This window comes from Actinomadura luteofluorescens (genome assembly GCF_013409365.1).
Lineage (GTDB): Bacteria > Actinomycetota > Actinomycetes > Streptosporangiales > Streptosporangiaceae > Spirillospora > Spirillospora luteofluorescens.
The window spans coordinates 301,329-320,916 of the sequence record NZ_JACCBA010000001.1; the positions used below are offsets into that span (position 1 = coordinate 301,329).

The following is a 19,588-nucleotide window of genomic DNA, read 5'->3' on the forward strand; positions in this document are numbered from 1 at the left end:
GTCACCCGTTCTTCGCCGTGGGCGCGGGCGAGGGCAGGTAGCCGCTCGCGCCGGCGCCCGTGCCGTACTGGCCGGACTTGCCGCCGATCTCGTTCTGCAGCGCCAGGATCGCGACGACCTGGCCGGCCGCGGTGTCCACCACGTCGACGGTGGAGACCGAGTCGGCGGCGTCGGAGTCGCGCAGCGCCGCGATCAGCCCGCCCTCCTGCGCGGAGGTCGGCGGGCCACCGACGACGGTACCGCGCCCGGCGCCGTCGAGTGCGGAGGCCAGCGAGATCAGTGCCTTGTTGTCGTCGCCCCCGCCCGCGTAGGCGTAGGCGGCGGCGGGAGCGACCATGACGGCGAGGGTGGCGTGCTGGCCCGGCTTGCCGCTGGTGGTGACGTATCCGGCCTGCTTGAAGCCGTTGAGGACGGCGCCTCCGGCGGCGTCCTCGCGGCCGGACTTGGCGGGGTCCTTGGTGACGAGCGCGCCCGCGAGGACGGCGCCGGCCTTGCCGTAGGCGCCCGCGTTCTCCGGGAACTTCACGTCCTCGGCCTTGAGCTGCGTGGCGAGCTCGTCGACCGTGGTCTGCTGGTCGTCGTCCAGGAGCTTCTTCTGGATCGTGACGCGCCCGGTGACGGCGGCGCCGGAGTCCTTCGCCAGCTGGCTGATCTGCTCGATGCTGTCGTTGCCGGCGCCGGGCGTCTCGATCAGCACGACGGACTGGCCCTTGAGCCGCTCGGCGACGATCTGCGGCGAGAGCACCTTGGTGAACTGCTCCTCGCCGTCCAGCTGGTGGCGCAGGTCGCGCTGCGCCAGCCGGGCCTGCTGGGCCGTCTTGGCGGCCGAGTTGGCCTGCTGGCGCAGGGTGTCGCTCACCGAGTTGGACAGCGTGGTGGAGCCCAGCACGATGCCGAGCGCCAGCGCGAGGAAGATCGCGACGATGGAGACGAGGTGATAGCGGAAATCGATCACGTGAAGAGTCCGGTCAGCCAGAAGAGGAAGGCGTGCCAGCGGTCGGCGAGCAGGGGACTGATGACGTCCCCCGCCGGTGACATGGCGACGGCGGTGACGATGGCGATGAACGCGCCGAGGACGAGGAACAGCAGCGACCAGGTGGAGATCCGGCTGCGGTAGAGCCGGCTGACGCCCTTGGCGTCGACGAGCTTGCTGCCGACGCGCAGGCGGGTGAGGAACGTGCTGGCCATGCCGGCGCGCCCCTTGTCGAAGAACTCCTCCATGTTCGCGTGCGTGCCGACCGCGACGATCAGGGTGGCGCCCTTGTCGTCGGCGAGGAGCATCGCGATGTCCTCGCTGGTGGCGGCGGCGGGGAACACCACGGCGTCCTTGCCGAGCTCGTGCACGCGCTTGAGGCCCGGCGCGCGGCCGTCCCGGTAGGCGTGCACGACGAGTTCGGCGCCGCAGGTGAGCGCGTCGTCGGAGACCGAGTCCATGTCCCCGACGATCATGTCGGGGCGGTAGCCGGCCTCCAGCAGCGCGTCGGCGCCGCCGTCCACCCCGATCAGCACGGGGCGGTACTCGCGGATGTAGGGGCGCAGGGTCGCGATGTCCTCGCGGTAGTGGTAGCCGCGTACGACGATCAGGGCGTGCCGCCCGGAGATCCTCGTGGCCACCTCGGGGACGCCGACGCCGTCGATGAGCAGGTCGCGCTCGCGCTTGACGTACTCCATCGTGTTGGCGACGAACGCCTCCAGCTGGGAGGCGAGCCCGGCCTTGGCCTCGGTCAGCGCCTCCTCGATGGACGCGGCGGTCTGCTCGGTGCCCTTGGCGACGACCTCCTCGCCCCGGTGCACGGCGGGCCCCTCGACGCGGACCTGGTCGCCCTCCTGCAGCTTGCTGAAGATCTCCGGGCCGACGTCGTCGACCAGCGGGATGCCGGCCTCGATCAGGATCTGCGGCCCGAGGTTCGGGTAGCGGCCCGAGATGCTGGGCGCGACGTTGACGACGGCGCCGACCTCGCGCGACACCAGCGCCTCGGCGCTGACGCGGTCGAGGTCGACGTGGTCGATGACCGCGACCTCGCCGGGCTGCAGCCGCTTGGTCAGGTCCTTGGTGCGGCGGTCGAGCCGGACCGTGGCGCTGACCCCGGGCCGCCCGTCGTCGCGGCTCCGGCCCAGCGTGAGGACGCGCCGGGGCAGCCTCTGGGCCAGCCGGACGCGTCGCTCTGCGGTGGGTGACGACTCGTTCATCAACTGCCATCCTGCCAGAGCACGGGAGCGAACGCCGGAAAGGCCGACTGTCCAGGCGTGTCCGTTCGCGCACTCTCTGTAATCTTTGCCGGAGCGGGCGGCGGCCCGTTCCGGCGCTGACATGGGGGTCCTCGTCCGCCGCTACCGCTCCTCGGCGGCCATGGCGAGCAGCTCCTCGGCGTGGGCGCGGCCGAGCTCGGAGTCCTCCAGGCCGGCCAGCATCCGTGACAGCTCCCGGACGCGGCCCTCCCGGTCCAGGGCGGTGACGCCGCTGCTGGTGACGGTCCCGTCGTCGGACTTCTCCACCAGCAGGTGCTGGTCGGCGAACGCGGCGACCTGCGGCAGGTGCGTGACGACGATCACCTGGGCGTTGCGGGCCAGCCGCGCCAGGCGCCGCCCGATCTCCACCGCGGCCTTGCCGCCGACGCCGGCGTCGACCTCGTCGAACACGAACGTCGGGACGGGGTCGGCGCCCGCGAACACGACCTCGATCGCCAGCATCACGCGCGACAGCTCGCCGCCCGAGGCGCCCTTGTGCAGCGGCAGCGGCGGTGACCCGGGGTGCGGGGCGAGCCGCACCTCGACCTCGTCGACGCCGTGCGGGCCGTAGTCGCCGGCCTGGGTGACGGTGACGGCGACGCGGGCGTGCGGCATCGCCAGCGCGGTCAGCTCCTCGGTGACGGCCTCGGAGAACCGCTCGGCGGCCCGGGTGCGGACCGCGGTCAGCTCCGCGGCCTCGGCGGCAAGCCGCTCGGTCAGCTCGGCGTGCTCGGAGCGCAGCTCGTCGATGCGGTCGTCGTCGCCCTCCAGCTCCGCGAGGCGGGCCGCGGACCGGCGCGCCCACTCCAGGACCTCGGTGACCGTCCCGTCCGTCCCGCCGTACTTGCGGGTCAGGCCGGTCAGCTCGGCGCGGCGCTCCTGGACGGCCGCGAGCCGCGCCGGGTCGGCGTCCACGGACTCGGCGTAGGACGCCAGGTCGGTGCCGACGTCGGAGACCAGGTAGCCGGCCTCGGCGAGCCGGTCGGCCAGCCCCGCGAGCTCGGGGTCGTGGTCGCGGACGGCGTCCAGGGCGTTGCGGGCCTGGCCGAGCAGGCCGGTCACGTTCGCGGCCTCGAACGCGGCGGCGGGGTCGCCGAGCAGGGCCTCGTGGGCGGTGTCGGCGGCGCCGCGCAGCGCGTCGGCGTGCCCGAGGCGCTCCTCCTCGGCGGCGAGGTCGGTGTCCTCGCCGTCCTTGGGGTCGACCTTCTCGATCTCCTCCAGGCCGAAGCGCAGCAGCTCGGCCTCCTGGGCCCGCTCGCGCGCCCGCGTGGTCAGCTCCTCCAGCAGCGCGCTCACCTGGCGGTGCCGCTGGTAGTCCTTGGTGTAGGCGCGCATCGGCTTGGTCAGCGCGCCGCCCGCGTACCGGTCGAGCGCGCCGCGCTGCCGCGCCGACTGCAGCAGCCGCTGCTGGTCGGACTGCCCGTGCACGGCGACCAGCTCGTCCGCCAGGGTGATCAGCACGCTGACGGGGACGGACCGGCCGCCGAGGAACGCGCGGGAGCGGCCCTCCGCCGACACCGAGCGCGTGACGATCAGAGCGCCGTCGTCGAGCTCGCCGCCGGCGTCCTCGACCCGCTCGACCACGCGGCCGCCCGGATCGACGACGATCCGGCCCTCCACCGTGGCGCGCCCCGCGCCCGGCCTGACCCGCTGCGGGTCGGCGCGGCCGCCGAACATCAGCCCGAGGCTGGTGACCACCATGGTCTTGCCCGCCCCGGTCTCCCCCGTCACCACGTTGAAGCCCGGCGACAGATCGAGCACGGCCTCGTCGATCACGCCGAGGCCCTGGATCCGCACCTCATCGACCATCGGACGCACCAGCGTCACAACCCTCCGCAACCAGATCCCCGATCAGCGCCTGTGGAGATTATCCCCTCTGACCGCCCGCCGCCTCCCCGTCCTGCCCCGGGGGCGCGCCCTGCGGCGGAAAGCCGGGGCCCGGGTAGCCGGCGATGCCGCCGGCCGCCGGGGCGTCCCCGACCTGGGAGTCTCCGAGCGGCGGGGACGGCCGGGACGGCTGCCGGACCCGCCCGCGCCAGCCCGTCACGGGCAGCCCGAACTTGGTGACCAGCCGGTCGGTGAACGGGGTGAGGTGCAGCCGCGCGAGCCGCACCGGCTCGGCGCCGCGGCGGACCTCCACCCGCGCGCCCGGCGGCAGGTCGAGCGTGCGGCGCCCGTCGCACCACAGCACCGCGCGGGGCGTGTCGGGCAGCACCTCCACCGCGACCGACGAGCGCGGCGAGACCACCAGCGGGCGCGCGAACAGCGAGTGCGCGCTGAGCGGCACGACGAGCATCGCCTCCACCTCCGGCCACACGACCGGGCCGCCGGCGGAGAACGCGTACGCGGTGGAGCCGGTCGGGGTGGCGCACACCACACCGTCGCAGCCCCAGTTGGACAGCGGCCGGCCGTCGATCTCGGCGACGACCTCCAGCATCCGCTCCCGCTCGGCCTTCTCGATGCTGGCCTCGTTCAGCGCCCACGTCGTGCCGAGGACGGTGCCGTTGCGGCGGGCGGTGACGTCGATGGTCATGCGCTCCTCGACGTCGTAGCGGCGGGTCACGACCCGGTCGACGGTGGCGGCGAGGTCCTCGCGCTCGGCCTCGGCGAGGAACCCGACGTGGCCGAGGTTGACGCCGAGCAGCGGCGTCCCGGAGCTGCGGGTGAGGTCGGCGGCGCGCAGCAGCGTCCCGTCGCCGCCGAGGACCATGACGACCTCGGCCTCGTCGGCGGCCGCCGCGGTGCTGGGCATGACCTCCACGCCCGTGCAGCCGATGTCGTCGGCCTCGCCGTCCAGGACCCGCACGCAGATCCCGGCCTCGCTGAGGCGTTCGATGACCAGCTGCGCGCTGCGGACCGCCTCGGGCCGCCCGGTGTGCGCCACGACCAGCACCGACCTTGTGCTCATGCTCCCGCCCCACTCCCCGACGCGCTCCGCCGTACAGACGTCTGGACGAACGCCCCCGCGCGGGGCGTTCCCGGTTTCGACGCCCTCTGTACGCGCGGTGCGCCGCCGCCGCTCACTGCGGGCCCTCCGCGATGGCCTTCGCCAGGGCCTCCTCGTCCAGCGGCGGGGCCCCCGCGCGCAGCCACAGGAAGTACTCCACGTTGCCGGACGGCCCCGGCAGCGGGCTCGCCGCCACCCCGAGGACGCCGAGGCCGAGCGTCGCCGCGTGCCCGGCCACCCCGCGCACCGCGTCGGCGCGCAGTTGCGGGTCGCGGACGACGCCGCCCGCGCCGACCCGGTCCTTGCCGACCTCGAACTGCGGTTTCACCATCACCGCGTAGTCGGCTTCGGGGGCCGCGCACCGCTGGACCGGACCGAGGACGAGCTTGAGCGAGATGAACGACAGGTCGCCGACGACGAGGCTCGGCGGCGGGCCGTCGAGCATCCCCGGCTCCAGGTCGCGGATGTTGACCCGCTCCAGGACGGTGACCCGGTCGTCGGTCCGCAGCGACCAGGCGATCTGCCCGTACCCGACGTCGACCGCGTACACGTGCGCCGCGCCCGCGCGCAGCAGGACGTCGGTGAACCCGCCGGTCGAGGCGCCCGCGTCCAGGCAGACCCGGCCCCCGGTCTCCAGGCCCGCGAACGCCTCCAGCGCGCCGGCGAGCTTGTGGCCGCCGCGCGAGACGTACTCGGGGCCGCCGCCGGCGTCGGCCACGACGATCGCGGCCCCGGCCTCGACCTGCGTGGCCGCCTTCGCCGCGGTCTGCCCGCCGACACGGACCCGGCCGTCGCCGATCAGCTGCCCGGCCTGCTCCCGCGAGCGGGCCAGCCCGCGGCGCACCAGTTCGGCGTCCAGGCGGCGCCGGCTACTCACGGGGGCGCAGGGCGTCGGGGAAGGCGGGCCGGGGCGGCGCGGGACGCTCGTCCTGGCCGGCGGCCGCGAGGAGCTCCTGGAGCCGCTGGTGGACGTCCTCGAAGACCTCCACGTGCGCGGCGACGGGCCGCCCGCCGAGCTCGCCGAGGAGGGCGAGGGCGGCGTCCACGCGCGGGTGGCCGGTCGGGTCGGGCGGCGGCGCCGCCGGGAACTCCGGCCCCTCGGCGGCCTCGTCGGACATCACGTTTACCTCCCAGTGCTCCCGGAGCGCACGCGACGAGTCGCCTCCGGCTCACCATGAACGCTACCGTCCCTGAACGACATCGATGCCGGACGAACGGGGAACGGCCTGACCATGGCGAACGAGGAGGAGTGCCGTGCGGCGCTGGAGCGCGTCGCGGCGCGCCTGGCGGAGGTGGACGCCGACCGGCTCGCCGAGCACGTCGTCGAGCGGACGATCAGCTGCCGGGTCGCCGACCTCGGGCTGGCCTTCCGCAGCCGGCTCCACGGGGCCGGCCTCGACCCGTTCGAGCGCGACGAGGACCCGGGGGCCGCCCAGGTGCGCCTCACCGTGGACAGCGACGACCTCGTCGCGATGGCCTTCGACGAGCTGAACCCGGCCAAGGCGTGGACCGCCGGCCGCCTGAAGATCGAGGCGAGCATCTTCGACCTCCTCCGGCTGCGCAAGCTCCTCTGACCCGGCGCTCAGAGCGAGAGGGTCTCCAGGGCCTCGGTGAGCGCCTCCGGGGGCGGCGGCCGCTCGGTCTCCCAGGCGGCGGACGCGAGGGCGCGGAGGCCGTCGTAGGGGTCGCCCGATCCGCTGAGCGCGAACGCGTCCCCGTCACGGCTCGCCGTCCAGCCGCCGCACCGGTGGGCGCCGCCCTCCCGGACGGTCTCCGGGTGCGGGACGAGAAGGCCGGACAGGTCGGGCGCGAGATAGGTGGGGCGCCGGTGGGGCGGGGCGGTGAGCGCCTGGAGGTGGCCGGTGACCCCGGTGAAGACGAGGAGGCTGTCGGCGCCGCCGTTGCCGGCGCCCTCGATGTCGGTGTCGAGGCGGTCGCCGACCACCAGCGGGCGCTCGGCGCCGGTGCGCAGGATCGACTCCTGGTGCAGCGGCCGCTCGGGCTTGCCGGTGACGATCGGCTCCACGCCGGTGGCACCGCTGATCACGCGGAGCAGGGCGCCGTTGCCGGGATGGGGAGGCCCCTCGCCGCCGGGGATGGTCAGATCGCCGTTGGAGCCGACGAACAGGGCGCCCATGGCGACCGCCTGGGCACCCTCGGACAGCAGCCCGTACCCGAGGTCGGGATGGTAGCCCTGCACGACGGCGGGGGGACGCCCGGACGCCGTCGACACCGGCCGCAGGCCCCGCTGGTAGAGGGCGTGGCGCAGCCCCATGCCGCCCACCACGAGCACCTCCGACCCGGCGGGCAGGCGTTCGGCCAGCAGGCGGGCGGCGGCCTGCGCGGAGGTCACCACGTCCGACGCCCCGGCGGGGACGCCGACCTCGGTGAGCAGCGCCGCGACCGCCGACGGCGTCCGCGACGCGTTGTTGGTCACGAACGCCAGCCGCTGCCCCGCCGCGCGCGCCTTGGCGAGCGAGTCCGCCGCCGCGGGGACGGGCCTGCGGCCGACGTAGACGACCCCGTCCAGGTCGAGCAGGGCGACGTCGTACGCCTCGCTCAGGGGACGGTCGCTGCCTTTCATCGCGCTCCTCATGCCTGCGATCGTACGGGGGTGGTTACCAGCGGGTAAGGGGTGGGTCAGCGCCGGGCGGCGAGGGTGGCCCTGGCGTGCCGCAACGCCCGCGCGTAGTCCTTGTTGTCGGGGCGCATGGCCGCGGCGAGCGCGAGATGCTCGACGGCGGCCTCGAAGTCGCCCATCCGGCTGAGCGCCAGCCCGAGCCCGAACCGGGCGTAGTCCTCGGCGGGCTCCTGCTCCACGATCCCGCGGAAGCTCTCGGCCGCCGCGCCGAACTGCCGCGCCCCGAACTGGGCGCGGGCGAGCGCCTCGCGGATGCTGTGCGACTGCGGCTCGGCCTCGGCCGCCCTGGCCAGCAGCTGCAGGGCCGCCGCCGCGCTGCCCGCCCGCAGCAGTTCGAGGCCCCGCGTGTACCACTCGTAGACCCCGCCCCGCGGCGGGTCCGCATGCCCGCCCGGGTCCGCGCCTGGGGAATCCTCCGGCCGTCCGGGTCCTTGAGTACTCATGTGGACCTCCCCTCGGACATCGATCACCACGACCGTACCCGCCGCGGCACCGGACGCCCTCCGGTGAATAGCATGCCCAGCGTGGACGACGACCTCTCCTCCGGTCTCGACCCGGAGGAGTTCAGCGCACGCGTCTTCGGGACGGCGGCCCCGCGCACGGGCGGCGGCCTGGAGCTGGCCCCGTTCCGCGGCGTCCGCTTCGTCCCCGAGGTCGCCGGCGACCCGGCGTCGGTGACCATGCCGCCGTACGACCTGATCGACGAGGCGGCGGCGCTGCGGCTGCTCGCCGAGGGCGGCCACAACATCATCCGGCTCAACCTGCCGCGCGCCGCCGGGGAGACCTACGACGCCGCCGGACGCCGGCTGCGCCGCTGGCTGGACCGCGGCGCGCTCACCGTCGACCCCGAACCGGCCCTGTACGTCTACGAGGCGGCCCGCGGCGCGACCGTCCTGCAGCGCGGCCTGATCGGCGGCCTCGGCCTGCGCGCGGAGTCCGACGGCGTCGTGCTGCCGCACGAGAACGTCTTCCCCGGCCCCGTCCGCGACCGGCTCGCGCTGATGGCGGCGGCGAACGCCAACCTGGAACCGATCTTCCTGGTGTACGAGGGCGGCGGGGACGCGGCCGGCGTCGTCGACGGCGCCGCGGCCGGGACGCCGCTGATGGAGTTCGACGCCGACGACGGGCTGACGCACCGGCTGTGGCGCGTCACCGATCCCGCCCTGCACGCGCGGGTGGCCGCCGACCTGCGCGGCAAGCAGGCCCTCATCGCGGACGGCCACCACCGCTACGCCACCTACCGCGCCCTCCAGGCGCGCCGCCACGCGGCCGGCGACGGCCCCGGTCCCTGGGACGCCGGGCTGGCCCTGCTGGTCGACTCGACGCGCTACCCGCCGCACCTGGGCGCCATCCACCGCGTGCTCCCGGGGCTCAGGCCCGACATCGCGCTGGACAAGGCCGGCCAGGTCTTCACCGTGACCGGCTTCCAGGACGAGGACGAGGCCCTGGACGCGCTCGCCCGCGCCGAAGGGCCCGCGTTCCTCCTCGGCGGCGGCGACTCCCTGCACCTGCTCACCGGTCCCGACGCGGACGCCCTGCGCGAGGCCATGCCGCCCGAGCATTCCCCGCGCTGGCGCGCCCTCGACACCGCCGTCCTCGACCATCTGCTGATCGGCGGCGTCTGGGGCGTCCCCGAGAACGAGAACGCCATCGAGGTGGTGCACGACGATCCGTCGGCGGCCGTCGCCCGCGCCCGCCGCAGCGGCGGGACCGCCGTGATCCTCAACCCGCTCAAGGTCGAGGACGTGCTGGCGGTCGCCGGCGGGGGCGAGCGCGTGCCGCGCAAGTCCACCTCGTTCGGTCCCAAGCCCCGCACCGGCCTCGTCCTGCGCCTCCTCGACCCGGACGCCCCGCGGCCGCCGTGACCGGGGCATGATCGGGGCATGGAGACCACGACCACGATCACGCCGCTCGGCGGGGACGTCTACGAGATCGACACGCGGATGGCCGGCTACACCGGCATCACCGCCGGATACCTGATCCTCTCGGACCGGCCGTGCCTGGTGGAGCCCGGCACGTCCGGCTCGGCGCCCGTCGTCCAGGCCGCGCTGCGCGAGATGGGCGTGGGGCCGGACGACCTGGCGAGCGTGGTCGTGACGCACATCCACCTCGACCACGCGGGCGGCGTCGGCGACATCGCCGGCATGTACCCGCGTGCGGAGATCGTCGTCCACGAGAAGGGCGCCCGGCACCTGGCCGACCCGTCCCGCCTCATGCGCAGCGCCCGCATGATCTACGGGGACGCCCTCGACACCCTGTTCGGCGAGTTGAAGCCCACGGACGCGGCGCGGATCCGCGCCGTCGAGGACACCGGCGTGATCGACCTCGGCGGCGGGCGGCGGCTGGAGTCGCACTATTCCCCCGGCCACGCCAAGCACCACGTCGGGCTGGTCGACTCGCAGACCGGCGATCTCTACGTGGGCGACGCCGCCGGCATCTACGTCCCGGAGACGGCGGACGTGCTGCCCGCCACGCCGCCCCCGGACTTCGACCTCGGCACGGCGCTGGAGTCGCTCGGCAAGTTCCGGTCGCTGGGCCCGCAGCGGCTGCTGTTCGCGCACTACGGGCCCGTGCAGGAGGTCGAGGACACCCTGGAGCGCTCGGCGGAGGAACTGCGGATCTGGGTGGACGCCGTCAAGGACGCCCGCGACCAGGGCCTGGACCTCGACCACGCCGTCGCGATGGTCGTCGACCGCACCAGGGGCCGCTACTCGGCCGTCGGCGACGACATCGATCCGGAACTGGCCGCCAAGTACGAGATCCTCAGCAGCGCCGAGAGCAACGTCGCCGGCATCATGCACTCCCTCGGCCGGCAGGCCTAGCGACGCGTCAGCGGCGGAACGGGCCGGTCACCTCGAAGGTGTAGCCGTCCGTTCCCGCGATGAATCCGCTCTTGCCGCGCTGGGACGAGAAGTACAGGCGCGACCCGTCCGGGCTGAACGCCGTCCCGGTCACCTCCGACTCGTCGTGGCCGAGCACGCGCAGGAACGGCGTCACGACCCCCTCGGCGGTGATGAGGTTGACCTCCATGTTGTCGCCGTCCTCGGCGACGTAGAGGTCGCCGGACGCCGTGGCGGTCACCGCGTCGACCCCGTGCAGGGGCGCCTCCCCGCCTGTGACGAGGTCGTCGTCGTAGGCGATGTCCAGCCGCGCGGCGGCCGCGTCGTACGCCCACACGCGGTTGTCGCCCTTGGTGGTGAAGTAGCAGACGCCCCGCGAGTAGTAGCAGCCCTCACCGCCGTGGAAGCGCATGGCGCCGTCCACCTGGTTTCTGGTCGGCGTGAGCCACACCTGGGGGTTCGGCACCTTCGCCCACTGGACGGGGCCCGTTCCGGAGCCGACCAGCACTTCGAGCGTCCCGGACGACAGGTCGCCCCAGGTCTGCGGCCGGAACCTGTAGAAGCAGCCGTCCGACTGGTCCTCGGTGAGGTAGACGACCTTGCGCTCAGGGTCGGAGGCCGCCGCCTCGTGCTTGAACCGGCCCAGCGCCGGGCGGGACACGGCGCCCTTCTGCCCGCGCGGGTCCGTCTCGTGGACGAGGCCGAGGTCGTGCTCCTCGCACGACAGCCACGTCCCCCACGGCGTCGCCCCTCCGGAGCAGTTCAGCGAGGTGCCGTTCAGGATCCGGTACGCCGACGTGACCTTCCCGGACGCGTCGAACCGCATGGCCGACACCCCGCCGACCGCGGGCACCTCCGAGTTGCTGACGTAGATCCAGCCGTCCCCGTCGCGGAAGCACGCACCCCCGTCGGGTGCGGGATGCCACGTGTACCTCGTTCCCTCGACGCGCTGCAGCGAGCGTGCCACGACCCGGCTGGTGAACCCCTGCGGCAACTGCACCCCGTTGCCGTCAGCGGCCAGCAGCGGCCCGTACGGGCCCGGGCCGGGCTGCGCGGGCCCCGAGGCGAAGGCCCGCTGCCACAGGGCGCCCGAGAAGGCGGTCGTCCCGCCGGCCACGGCGGCGGCGCGCAGGAACGTGCGTCGGTCCAAGGGCATGGCAACTCCAAAGAGTCGGTCTCCGCCGGACGCATCCGGCGGCCCCCCGAACGGCGCGGTCCCGTGAATATCCGGGAAAGCTACCCGCCAGTCAAGTACCGGAGGTCAGTCCGCCGGAGGCCGCTCCTCGTCGCTCTGCTTCGGCTCCAGGAAGACCGCCGGGGCCTCCGGCGCGCCCTCGTCGGGCGCGTCCAGCACCTCGGGCTCGGCGGGCCGGAACGCGATGTCGGTCGCCGACGCCTCGACGGGATCCGGCTCCCGCTCCTCGGCGGACTCCTCCGCCGGGGCTTCGGCGGGTTCCTCCACGTGGACGTCGGCGGCTTCCTCCGCGCGGACCTCGCCGGAGGCCTCTTCCTCGTCCTCTTCGGTGTCGAGGATCTCGAGGCCTTCGAGTTCGGCGTACCGCTCGGCCGCGTCGGTCTCCCCGTCGCGGTCCGCCGCGGAGGCCCGCGCGAACCAGTCGGACGCCTCGCTCTCGCGCCCCGCCTCGGCGAGCGCGTCCGCGTAGGCGTAGAACAGCCGCACCGACCACGGCCGGAGCCGCCGGTCGCGCAGCTCCGGGATCTGCAGCGTCACCACGGCCGCGTCGGTCTGGCCCATGTCGCGCCGCACACCCGACTCCACGATGCGCAGCTCCACGCGCCCCGCCGGGTCCAGCTTCTCCGCCTCCGGCGACTTGACCAGGTCGAGGGCGCGCTCGGGCCGCCCGAGACCGCGCTCGCAGTCGGCCATGACGGGCAGGTAGGAGTAGTCGCCGGCGCCGAGCCGCCGCGCGGCCCGCAGCTCGGCGAGCGCCTCCGCCCACTCGCCCGCGTGGTAGGCCGCGATCCCCGCGGCCTCCCGCACGATCCCGACGCGGGACGCGAGCCGCCGTGCCGCCTTTGCGTGCCGGAAGGACTGCTCGGGCTCGTCCTCGGCGAGACGGCCCGCCATCACCAGGTGCCGGGCGACCTTCACCGCCAGGTCCTTCGGCAGCGTGCGGAGCTCCTCGCGGGCCTCCACGTCCAGCTCGTCGCCGGTGACGTCCTCGGGCAGCAGCGGATCGTCGTGCTTCGGCGCCGGACGCTCACGCTCCTCGTACCGCGCCGGCCGCTCGCGGCGATCGCGGGGCGGTCCGTAGGAGCGTTCGCCGTCCTGGGGGCGCCTCGGTCCACCGCGGCCCTTGAACGGCTTGTCGCGCTCTCCCGGACGTCCTTCACGCTTGCCTTCGAACTTCCGCCCACCTGGACGGCGCTCGTCGCGCTCATCACGACGGCCCTTGAACGGGCGCTCCTGCGGGCGCCCCTGGGAGCTTCGCTCACCCTGACCGCCACAGCCCTGGAACCCGCCCGGGCGCCCTTCCCTGCGCGGCCCGCCGCCGCCCTGGCCGGCACGAGGCGCACGGTTGTCGGAGGGACGCCCCTCCCGACGCTCGCCCCCCTGCCCGGAGAAGCGCCCGTCTCTACGTTCACCGCCCTGGCCAGAGAAGCGCCCGTCCCTACGTTCACCGCCCTGGCCGGAGTAGCGTCCTTCTTTACGCTCACCGCCGGGACCGAAGGATCGGCCTTCCTTGCGCTCACCACGCGGACCAGAGAACCGGCTGTCCCGACGCTCGCCGCCCTGCCCGGAGAACCTGCCCTCTTTACGCTCACCGCGCGGACCAGAGAACCGGCCTTCCTTGCGTTCGCCGCCCTGCCCGGAGAAGCGCCCCTCTTTACGCTCACCGCCAGGTCCGAAGGATCGGCCTTCCTTACGCTCGCCGCGCTGGCCGGAGAACCGGGAGTCCCGACGCTCAGCGCCAGGTCCGAAGGATCGGCCCTCTTTACGCTCGCCGCGCTGGCCCGAGAACCGGGAGTCCCGACGCTCGTCGCGCTGGCCGGAAAACCGGCTGTCCTTGCGCTCGGTGCCAGGCCGGCCTTCCGGGCGGCCCTCACGGGATTCAGGACGCCGATCATCACGTCGCTCGTCGGAGCGCTTGAACGGGCGGCCGGGCTTGCGGTCGTCGCGCTTGCCGCGCGCGTCCCGCTCCTGCCCGCCGCCAGGACGGCCGCGCCCGCTCTGCGGGCCGCCGGCACGGAACCCTCCGCCGCGGGGGCCGCCGCTCTTGCGGGCCCCGGGCCCTCCCTGGCCGCCGCGGGCATCGCCCCCACGACGCGCCGGCGTGTCCCGCCGTCCGTTGCCGCCCCGCCGCTCGCGGCTGTCGTCGCCGCGGCCGTCCTCTTCCGCGCTCATCACGTCCGTCACTGTTCTTGATGCTGGTTCGGTGGACTCTTCAGCCTACTTCGGCAGGGCCACGACATGCGTCGAGGGCCGCCCCGCGAATTCCGGGGCGACCCTCGACCAATTCAAGTCCGGCGGTGTCCTACTCTCCCACACGGTCTCCCATGCAGTACCATCGGCGCTGAAGGGCTTAACTTCCGGGTTCGGGATGGGACCGGGTGTTTCCCCCTCGCCAAAACCACCGAACGTCTCAACGCACCACCCGCAGGTGGGCAAATCCACGTCCGAACCATTCGGCTCGAAAAAATTCAGTTATCAACAACACACGGGAACCCAGTTGTTTCCTGGGAACCACACAGGGACGCGAACAATTTCTCGCAGCAATTCACTCTGAACGTTCAGTGTGTTCAAGCCACTCGGCCTATTAGTACCGGTCGACTCCACACGTTACCGCGCTTCCATCTCCGGCCTATCAACCCGGTCGTCTACCGGGGGCCTTACACCCCTGACGGGGTGGGAGAACTCATCTCGAGGAAGGCTTCCCGCTTAGATGCTTTCAGCGGTTATCCCGACCGAACGTAGCCAACCAGCCGTGCCCCTGGCGGGACAACTGGCACACCAGAGGTTCGTCCGTCCCGGTCCTCTCGTACTAGGGACAGACCCTCACAATTCTCCTACGCGCACAGCGGATAGGGACCGAACTGTCTCGCGACGTTCTAAACCCAGCTCGCGTGCCGCTTTAATGGGCGAACAGCCCAACCCTTGGGACCTACTCCAGCCCCAGGATGCGACGAGCCGACATCGAGGTGCCAAACCATCCCGTCGATATGGACTCTTGGGGAAGATCAGCCTGTTATCCCCGGGGTACCTTTTAGCCGTTGAGCGACACCACTTCCACACGTAGGTGCCGGATCACTAGGCCCTGCTTTCGCACCTGCTCGACACGTCCGTCTCACAGTCAAGCTCCCTTGTGCCCTTGCACTCGCCACCTGATTGCCAACCAGGCTGAGGGAACCTTTGGGCGCCTCCGTTACATTTTGGGAGGCAACCGCCCCAGTTAAACTACCCACCAGGCACTGTCCCCCACCCGGATACACGGGTGCGGGTTAGACGCTCAAAACGACCAGAGTGGTATTTCACCAATGACTCCACCCAAACTGGCGTCTGGGCTTCGCAGTCTCCCACCTATCCTACACAAGACGCTCCAAGCGCCAATGCCAAGCTATAGTGAAGGTCCCGGGGTCTTTCCGTCCTGCTGCGCGAAACGAGCATCTTTACTCGTACTGCAATTTCGCCGGGCCTGTGGTTGAGACAGCGGGGAAGTCGTTACGCCATTCGTGCAGGTCGGAACTTACCCGACAAGGAATTTCGCTACCTTAGGATGGTTATAGTTACCACCGCCGTTTACCGGCGCTTAGATTCTCAGCTTCGAAGGAACAAGTCCCCCTAACCGGTCCTCTTAACGTTCCGGCACCGGGCAGGCGTCAGTCCGTATACAGCGTCTTACGACTTCGCACGGACCTGTGTTTTTAGTAAACAGTCGCTTCCCCCTGGCCTCTGCGACCCCACCCAGCTCAGACAGCAAATGCCATCACCGGGCGAGGTCCCCCTTCTCCCAAAGTTACGGGGGCAATTTGCCGAGTTCCTTAACCACAGTTCACCCGATCGCCTTGGTATTCTCTACCTGACCACCTGAGTCGGTTTGGGGTACGGGCCGCCGGTACACTCGCTAGAGGCTTTTCTCGGCAGCATGGGATCACTCACTTCACCTAAAACGGCTCGGCATCAGCTCTCAGGATACGTGAGAGACGGATTTACCTATCTCTCTCCCTACAGCCTTACCCCGGGACAACCATCGCCCGGGCTGAGCTACCCTCCTGCGTCACCCCATCACTCACCTACTACCCCCTCGGGCCCCACGCTCCCCACACAACAAGCCCGAAGGCCCGAAGCATGGTTCGGGTGGTTAGCATCAGAGGATTCAGCGTTGGCGCATACCAGCGGGTACGGGAATATCAACCCGTTGTCCATCGACTACGCCTGTCGGCCTCGCCTTAGGTCCCGACTTACCCTGGGCGGATTAGCCTGCCCCAGGAACCCTTGGTCATCCGGCGCACACGTTTCTCACGTGTGATTCGCTACTCATGCCTGCATTCTCACTCCCGCACCCTCCACCCCTGGGTCACCCCGAGGCTTCACCGGATACAGGACGCTCCCCTACCCATCAACACTTACGTGTCAATGCCACGGCTTCGGCGGTGTGCTTGAGCCCCGCTACATTGTCGGCGCGGAATCACTTGACCAGTGAGCTATTACGCACTCTTTCAAGGGTGGCTGCTTCTAAGCCAACCTCCTGGTTGTCACAGCAACTCCACATCCTTTCCCACTTAGCACACGCTTAGGGGCCTTAGCCGATGATCTGGGCTGTTTCCCTCTCGACTACGAAGCTTATCCCCCGCAGTCTCACTGCCGCGCTCTCACTTACCGGCATTCGGAGTTTGGCTGACGTCAGTAACCTGGTAGGGCCCATCAGCCATCCAGTAGCTCTACCTCCGGCAAGAAACACGCGACGCTGCACCTAAATGCATTTCGGGGAGAACCAGCTATCACGGAGTTTGATTGGCCTTTCACCCCTAACCACAGGTCATCCCCCAGGTTTTCAACCCTGGTGGGTTCGGGCCTCCACACCGTCTTACCGGCGCTTCACCCTGCCCATGGCTAGATCACTCCGCTTCGGGTCTACAGCATGCGACTAAAAACGCCCTATTCAGACTCGCTTTCGCTACGGCTACCCGCCACCGGTTAACCTCGCCACACACCATAACTCGCAGGCTCATTCTTCAAAAGGCACGCCATCACCAACAACAAGGAACAAGTCCCTGCTGAGGAGGCTCTGACGGCTTGTAGGCACACGGTTTCAGGTACTATTTCACGACCCCTCACCGGGGCACTTTTCACCTTTCCCTCACGGTACTGGTCCGCTATCGGTCATCAGGAAGTATTCAGCCTTACCACGTGGTCGTGGCAGATTCACACGGGATTTCACGGGCCCCGTGCTACTCGGGAACACACCCAGAAGCCACTCGAATTTCGTCTACCGGACTCTCACCGTCTACGGTCGGCCATCCCAAGCCATTCGACTATCCCAGCGGTTTATAACTCCTCGATTCAGCGGCAGCTGAACCAGGGTGGTCCCACAACCCCGCACACGCAACGCCTGCCGGCTATCACACGCGCACGGTTTAGGCTCCTCCGCTTTCGCTCACCACTACTCACGGAATCACTATTGTTTTCTCTTCCTGCGGGTACTGAGATGTTTCACTTCCCCGCGTTCCCACCAACCTGCCTATACATTCAGCAGGCGGCGACACCCCATGACGGGTGCCAGGTTTCCCCATTCGGAAATCCCCGGATCAAAGTCTGGTTGCCGACTCCCCGAGGCATATCGCAGGCTCCCACGTCCTTCATCGGCTCCTGATGCCAAGGCATCCACCGTATGCCCTTAAAAACTTGAACACACAAAACGATCAGAACAAATCGCAGATAAACAACAAAAACAAACCCGAAAACACCCTCCCCAAAAGGAGGAATCTCTTCGAACGTGCTCTCATCATCTACCAGAGATGCTCGCGTCCACTGTGCAGTTCTCAAAAAACAACCGGGCCCACCAAAACCACACCCCAATCAAGGAATGTGGTCCTGGTCCCGTAGTCCGAGGTCGAGCTCGCGCCCGTTCCCTCAGGACCCAACAGCGTGTCCAACCCACCACCCGCCTGAAACCGCCGTTCCCCTTCCCCCAGCCGAAACCGAAGGACGGTACTTGCCGGCTCACACACGCGGTGAGCTGAGTAGCCAGTGCTCCACATCTATGAGCAGCCACCTGACAGACATTCGCTGTCAACGGCGGCCACCGACCAAGATCCCTCTGACGAGGCGACCTGGCCAGTTGGTGCTCCTTAGAAAGGAGGTGATCCAGCCGCACCTTCCGGTACGGCTACCTTGTTACGACTTCGTCCCAATCGCCGGCCCCACCTTCGACCGCTCCCCCCACACAAGGTGGTTGGGCCACGGGCTTCGGGTGTTGCCGACTTTCGTGACGTGACGGGCGGTGTGTACAAGGCCCGGGAACGTATTCACCGCAGCGTTGCTGATCTGCGATTACTAGCGACTCCGACTTCACGAAGTCGAGTTGCAGACTTCGATCCGAACTGAGACCGGCTTTAAGGGATTCGCTCCACCTCACGGTATCGCAGCCCTCTGTACCGGCCATTGTAGCATGTTTGCAGCCCAAGACATAAGGGGCATGATGACTTGACGTCATCCCCACCTTCCTCCGAGTTGACCCCGGCGGTCTCCCATGAGTCCCCACCCGAAGTGCTGGCAACATGGAACGAGGGTTGCGCTCGTTGCGGGACTTAACCCAACATCTCACGACACGAGCTGACGACAGCCATGCACCACCTGTCACCGGCCCAAAAGGACCCACCATCTCTGATGGTTTTCCGGCGATGTCAAGCCTTGGTAAGGTTCTTCGCGTTGCGTCGAATTAAGCAACATGCTCCGCCGCTTGTGCGGGCCCCCGTCAATTCCTTTGAGTTTTAGCCTTGCGGCCGTACTCCCCAGGCGGGGCGCTTAATGCGTTAGCTGCGGCGCGGAATCCGTGGAAGGACCCCACACCTAGCGCCCAACGTTTACGGCGTGGACTACCAGGGTATCTAATCCTGTTCGCTCCCCACGCTTTCGCTCCTCAGCGTCAGTACAGGCCCAGAGAACCGCCTTCGCCACCGGTGTTCCTCCCGATATCTGCGCATTTCACCGCTACACCGGGAATTCCATTCTCCCCTACCTGCCTCTAGTCTGCCCGTATCCACCGCAGACCCACGGTTAAGCCGTGGGCTTTCACGACAGACGCGACAAACCGCCTACGAGCTCTTTACGCCCAATAATTCCGGACAACGCTTGCGCCCTACGTATTACCGCGGCTGCTGGCACGTAGTTAGCCGGCGCTTCTTCTGCAGGTACCGTCACGTTAGCTTCGTCCCTGCTGAAAGAGGTTTACAACCCGAAGGCCGTCATCCCTCACGCGGCGTCGCTGCGTCAGGCTTCCGCCCATTGCGCAATATTCCCCACTGCTGCCTCCCGTAGGAGTCTGGGCCGTGTCTCAGTCCCAGTGTGACCGGTCGCCCTCTCAGGCCGGTTACCCGTCGTCGCCTTGGTAGGCCATCACCCCACCAACAAGCTGATAGGCCGCGAGCCCATCCCCAACCGAAAAACTTTCCACCACCCGATCATGAGACCAGTGGTTATATCCGGTATTAGACCCAGTTTCCCGGGCTTATCCCAGAGTCAGGGGCAGGTTGCTCACGTGTTACTCACCCGTTCGCCGCTCGAGTACCCCCGAAGGGGCCTTTCCGCTCGACTTGCATGTGTTAAGCACGCCGCCAGCGTTCGTCCTGAGCCAGGATCAAACTCTCCATCAAGGTCCAACGACCAGCCAGGGGGCGAACCCCGACCAGCCAAACCTCAGGAAACAATCCCAGCATCACCATCCCCACAAAGGGGACGGCATTGCCTCA

Annotated in this window: 13 protein-coding genes, 3 rRNA genes and 1 pseudogene; 4 read left to right on the forward strand and 13 right to left on the reverse strand. The window is 69.9% G+C overall.

Annotated features, from left to right (window positions below; translation table 11 throughout):
• Position 1: 1 nt before the first annotated feature.
• The 6 genes and pseudogenes from BJY14_RS01380 to BJY14_RS01405 all read right to left on the reverse strand — a co-directional run bounded on the left by BJY14_RS01380 (position 2) and on the right by BJY14_RS01405 (position 6,297).
• A complete protein-coding gene (locus BJY14_RS01380) occupies positions 2–955 on the reverse strand; it encodes a copper transporter (RefSeq protein WP_179841896.1) in 954 nt (317 codons plus the stop codon).
• A complete protein-coding gene (gene steA, locus BJY14_RS01385; RefSeq protein WP_179841897.1) occupies positions 952–2,190 on the reverse strand; it encodes a putative cytokinetic ring protein SteA in 1,239 nt (412 codons plus the stop codon). The genes BJY14_RS01380 and steA overlap by 4 nt, the downstream gene beginning before the upstream one ends.
• 141 nt (positions 2,191–2,331) lie before the next feature.
• On the reverse strand, positions 2,332–4,038 hold the full coding sequence (gene recN / locus BJY14_RS01390) for a DNA repair protein RecN (protein WP_179841898.1): 1,707 nt from the start codon (positions 4,036–4,038) through the stop codon (positions 2,332–2,334).
• Between the two features lie 208 nt (positions 4,039–4,246).
• Positions 4,247–5,137, reverse strand: a pseudogene (locus tag BJY14_RS01395) (NAD kinase); the annotation flags it as partial.
• Positions 5,138–5,249: 112 nt separating this feature from the next.
• Complete coding sequence (locus BJY14_RS01400; RefSeq protein ID WP_179841900.1) at positions 5,250–6,053, reverse strand: TlyA family RNA methyltransferase; 804 nt, start codon at positions 6,051–6,053, stop codon at positions 5,250–5,252.
• Positions 6,046–6,297 (reverse strand): hypothetical protein, encoded by a 252-nt coding sequence (locus BJY14_RS01405; protein WP_179841901.1) that lies wholly within the window; start codon positions 6,295–6,297, stop codon positions 6,046–6,048. Before BJY14_RS01405 ends, BJY14_RS01400 begins: the two co-directional genes overlap by 8 nt.
• 111 nt (positions 6,298–6,408) lie before the next feature.
• On the opposite strand from BJY14_RS01405, the gene BJY14_RS01410 reads away from it, so the two are divergent.
• Entirely contained in the window at positions 6,409–6,750 is a 342-nt protein-coding gene (locus tag BJY14_RS01410) for an SCP2 sterol-binding domain-containing protein (RefSeq protein WP_179841902.1), read from the forward strand.
• Between the two features lie 8 nt (positions 6,751–6,758).
• Here the strand turns inward: BJY14_RS01410 and BJY14_RS01415 are convergent, their stop codons facing one another.
• Both BJY14_RS01415 and BJY14_RS01420 read right to left on the reverse strand, forming a co-directional pair.
• A complete protein-coding gene (locus tag BJY14_RS01415) occupies positions 6,759–7,760 on the reverse strand; it encodes an HAD-IIA family hydrolase (RefSeq protein ID WP_179849106.1) in 1,002 nt (333 codons plus the stop codon).
• Positions 7,761–7,816: 56 nt separating this feature from the next.
• Positions 7,817–8,260 (reverse strand): tetratricopeptide repeat protein, encoded by a 444-nt coding sequence (locus tag BJY14_RS01420; RefSeq protein WP_179841903.1) that lies wholly within the window; start codon positions 8,258–8,260, stop codon positions 7,817–7,819.
• A gap of 72 nt (positions 8,261–8,332) precedes the next feature.
• On the opposite strand from BJY14_RS01420, the gene BJY14_RS01425 reads away from it, so the two are divergent.
• On the forward strand, positions 8,333–9,682 hold the full coding sequence (locus BJY14_RS01425; RefSeq protein WP_179841904.1) for a DUF1015 family protein: 1,350 nt from the start codon (positions 8,333–8,335) through the stop codon (positions 9,680–9,682).
• A gap of 18 nt (positions 9,683–9,700) precedes the next feature.
• Positions 9,701–10,639 (forward strand): MBL fold metallo-hydrolase, encoded by a 939-nt coding sequence (locus tag BJY14_RS01430; protein ID WP_179841905.1) that lies wholly within the window; start codon positions 9,701–9,703, stop codon positions 10,637–10,639.
• A gap of 7 nt (positions 10,640–10,646) precedes the next feature.
• Here the strand turns inward: BJY14_RS01430 and BJY14_RS01435 are convergent, their stop codons facing one another.
• On the reverse strand, positions 10,647–11,813 hold the full coding sequence (locus BJY14_RS01435) for an alkaline phosphatase PhoX (protein ID WP_179841906.1): 1,167 nt from the start codon (positions 11,811–11,813) through the stop codon (positions 10,647–10,649).
• Between the two features lie 105 nt (positions 11,814–11,918).
• Positions 11,919–12,815 (reverse strand): hypothetical protein, encoded by an 897-nt coding sequence (locus tag BJY14_RS01440; RefSeq protein WP_312878900.1) that lies wholly within the window; start codon positions 12,813–12,815, stop codon positions 11,919–11,921.
• On the opposite strand from BJY14_RS01440, the gene BJY14_RS01445 reads away from it, so the two are divergent.
• Positions 12,753–14,045 carry a hypothetical protein gene (locus BJY14_RS01445; protein WP_179841648.1) on the forward strand — a complete coding sequence of 431 codons (1,293 nt, stop codon included), beginning with the start codon at positions 12,753–12,755 and terminating at the stop codon, positions 14,043–14,045. The two genes, BJY14_RS01440 and BJY14_RS01445, sit on opposite strands and share 63 nt — an antisense overlap.
• Positions 14,046–14,141: 96 nt before the next feature.
• Here BJY14_RS01445 and rrf read toward each other — a convergent pair.
• The 3 genes from rrf to BJY14_RS01460 all read right to left on the reverse strand — a co-directional run bounded on the left by rrf (position 14,142) and on the right by BJY14_RS01460 (position 19,492).
• Positions 14,142–14,258: ribosomal RNA gene (gene rrf / locus BJY14_RS01450) — 5S ribosomal RNA — on the reverse strand.
• Between the two features lie 157 nt (positions 14,259–14,415).
• A 23S ribosomal RNA gene (locus BJY14_RS01455) occupies positions 14,416–17,528 on the reverse strand.
• A gap of 444 nt (positions 17,529–17,972) precedes the next feature.
• Positions 17,973–19,492: ribosomal RNA gene (locus BJY14_RS01460) — 16S ribosomal RNA — on the reverse strand.
• The 16S, 23S and 5S rRNA genes sit together here, the layout of an rRNA operon.
• Between the last annotated feature and the right edge of the window lie 96 nt (positions 19,493–19,588).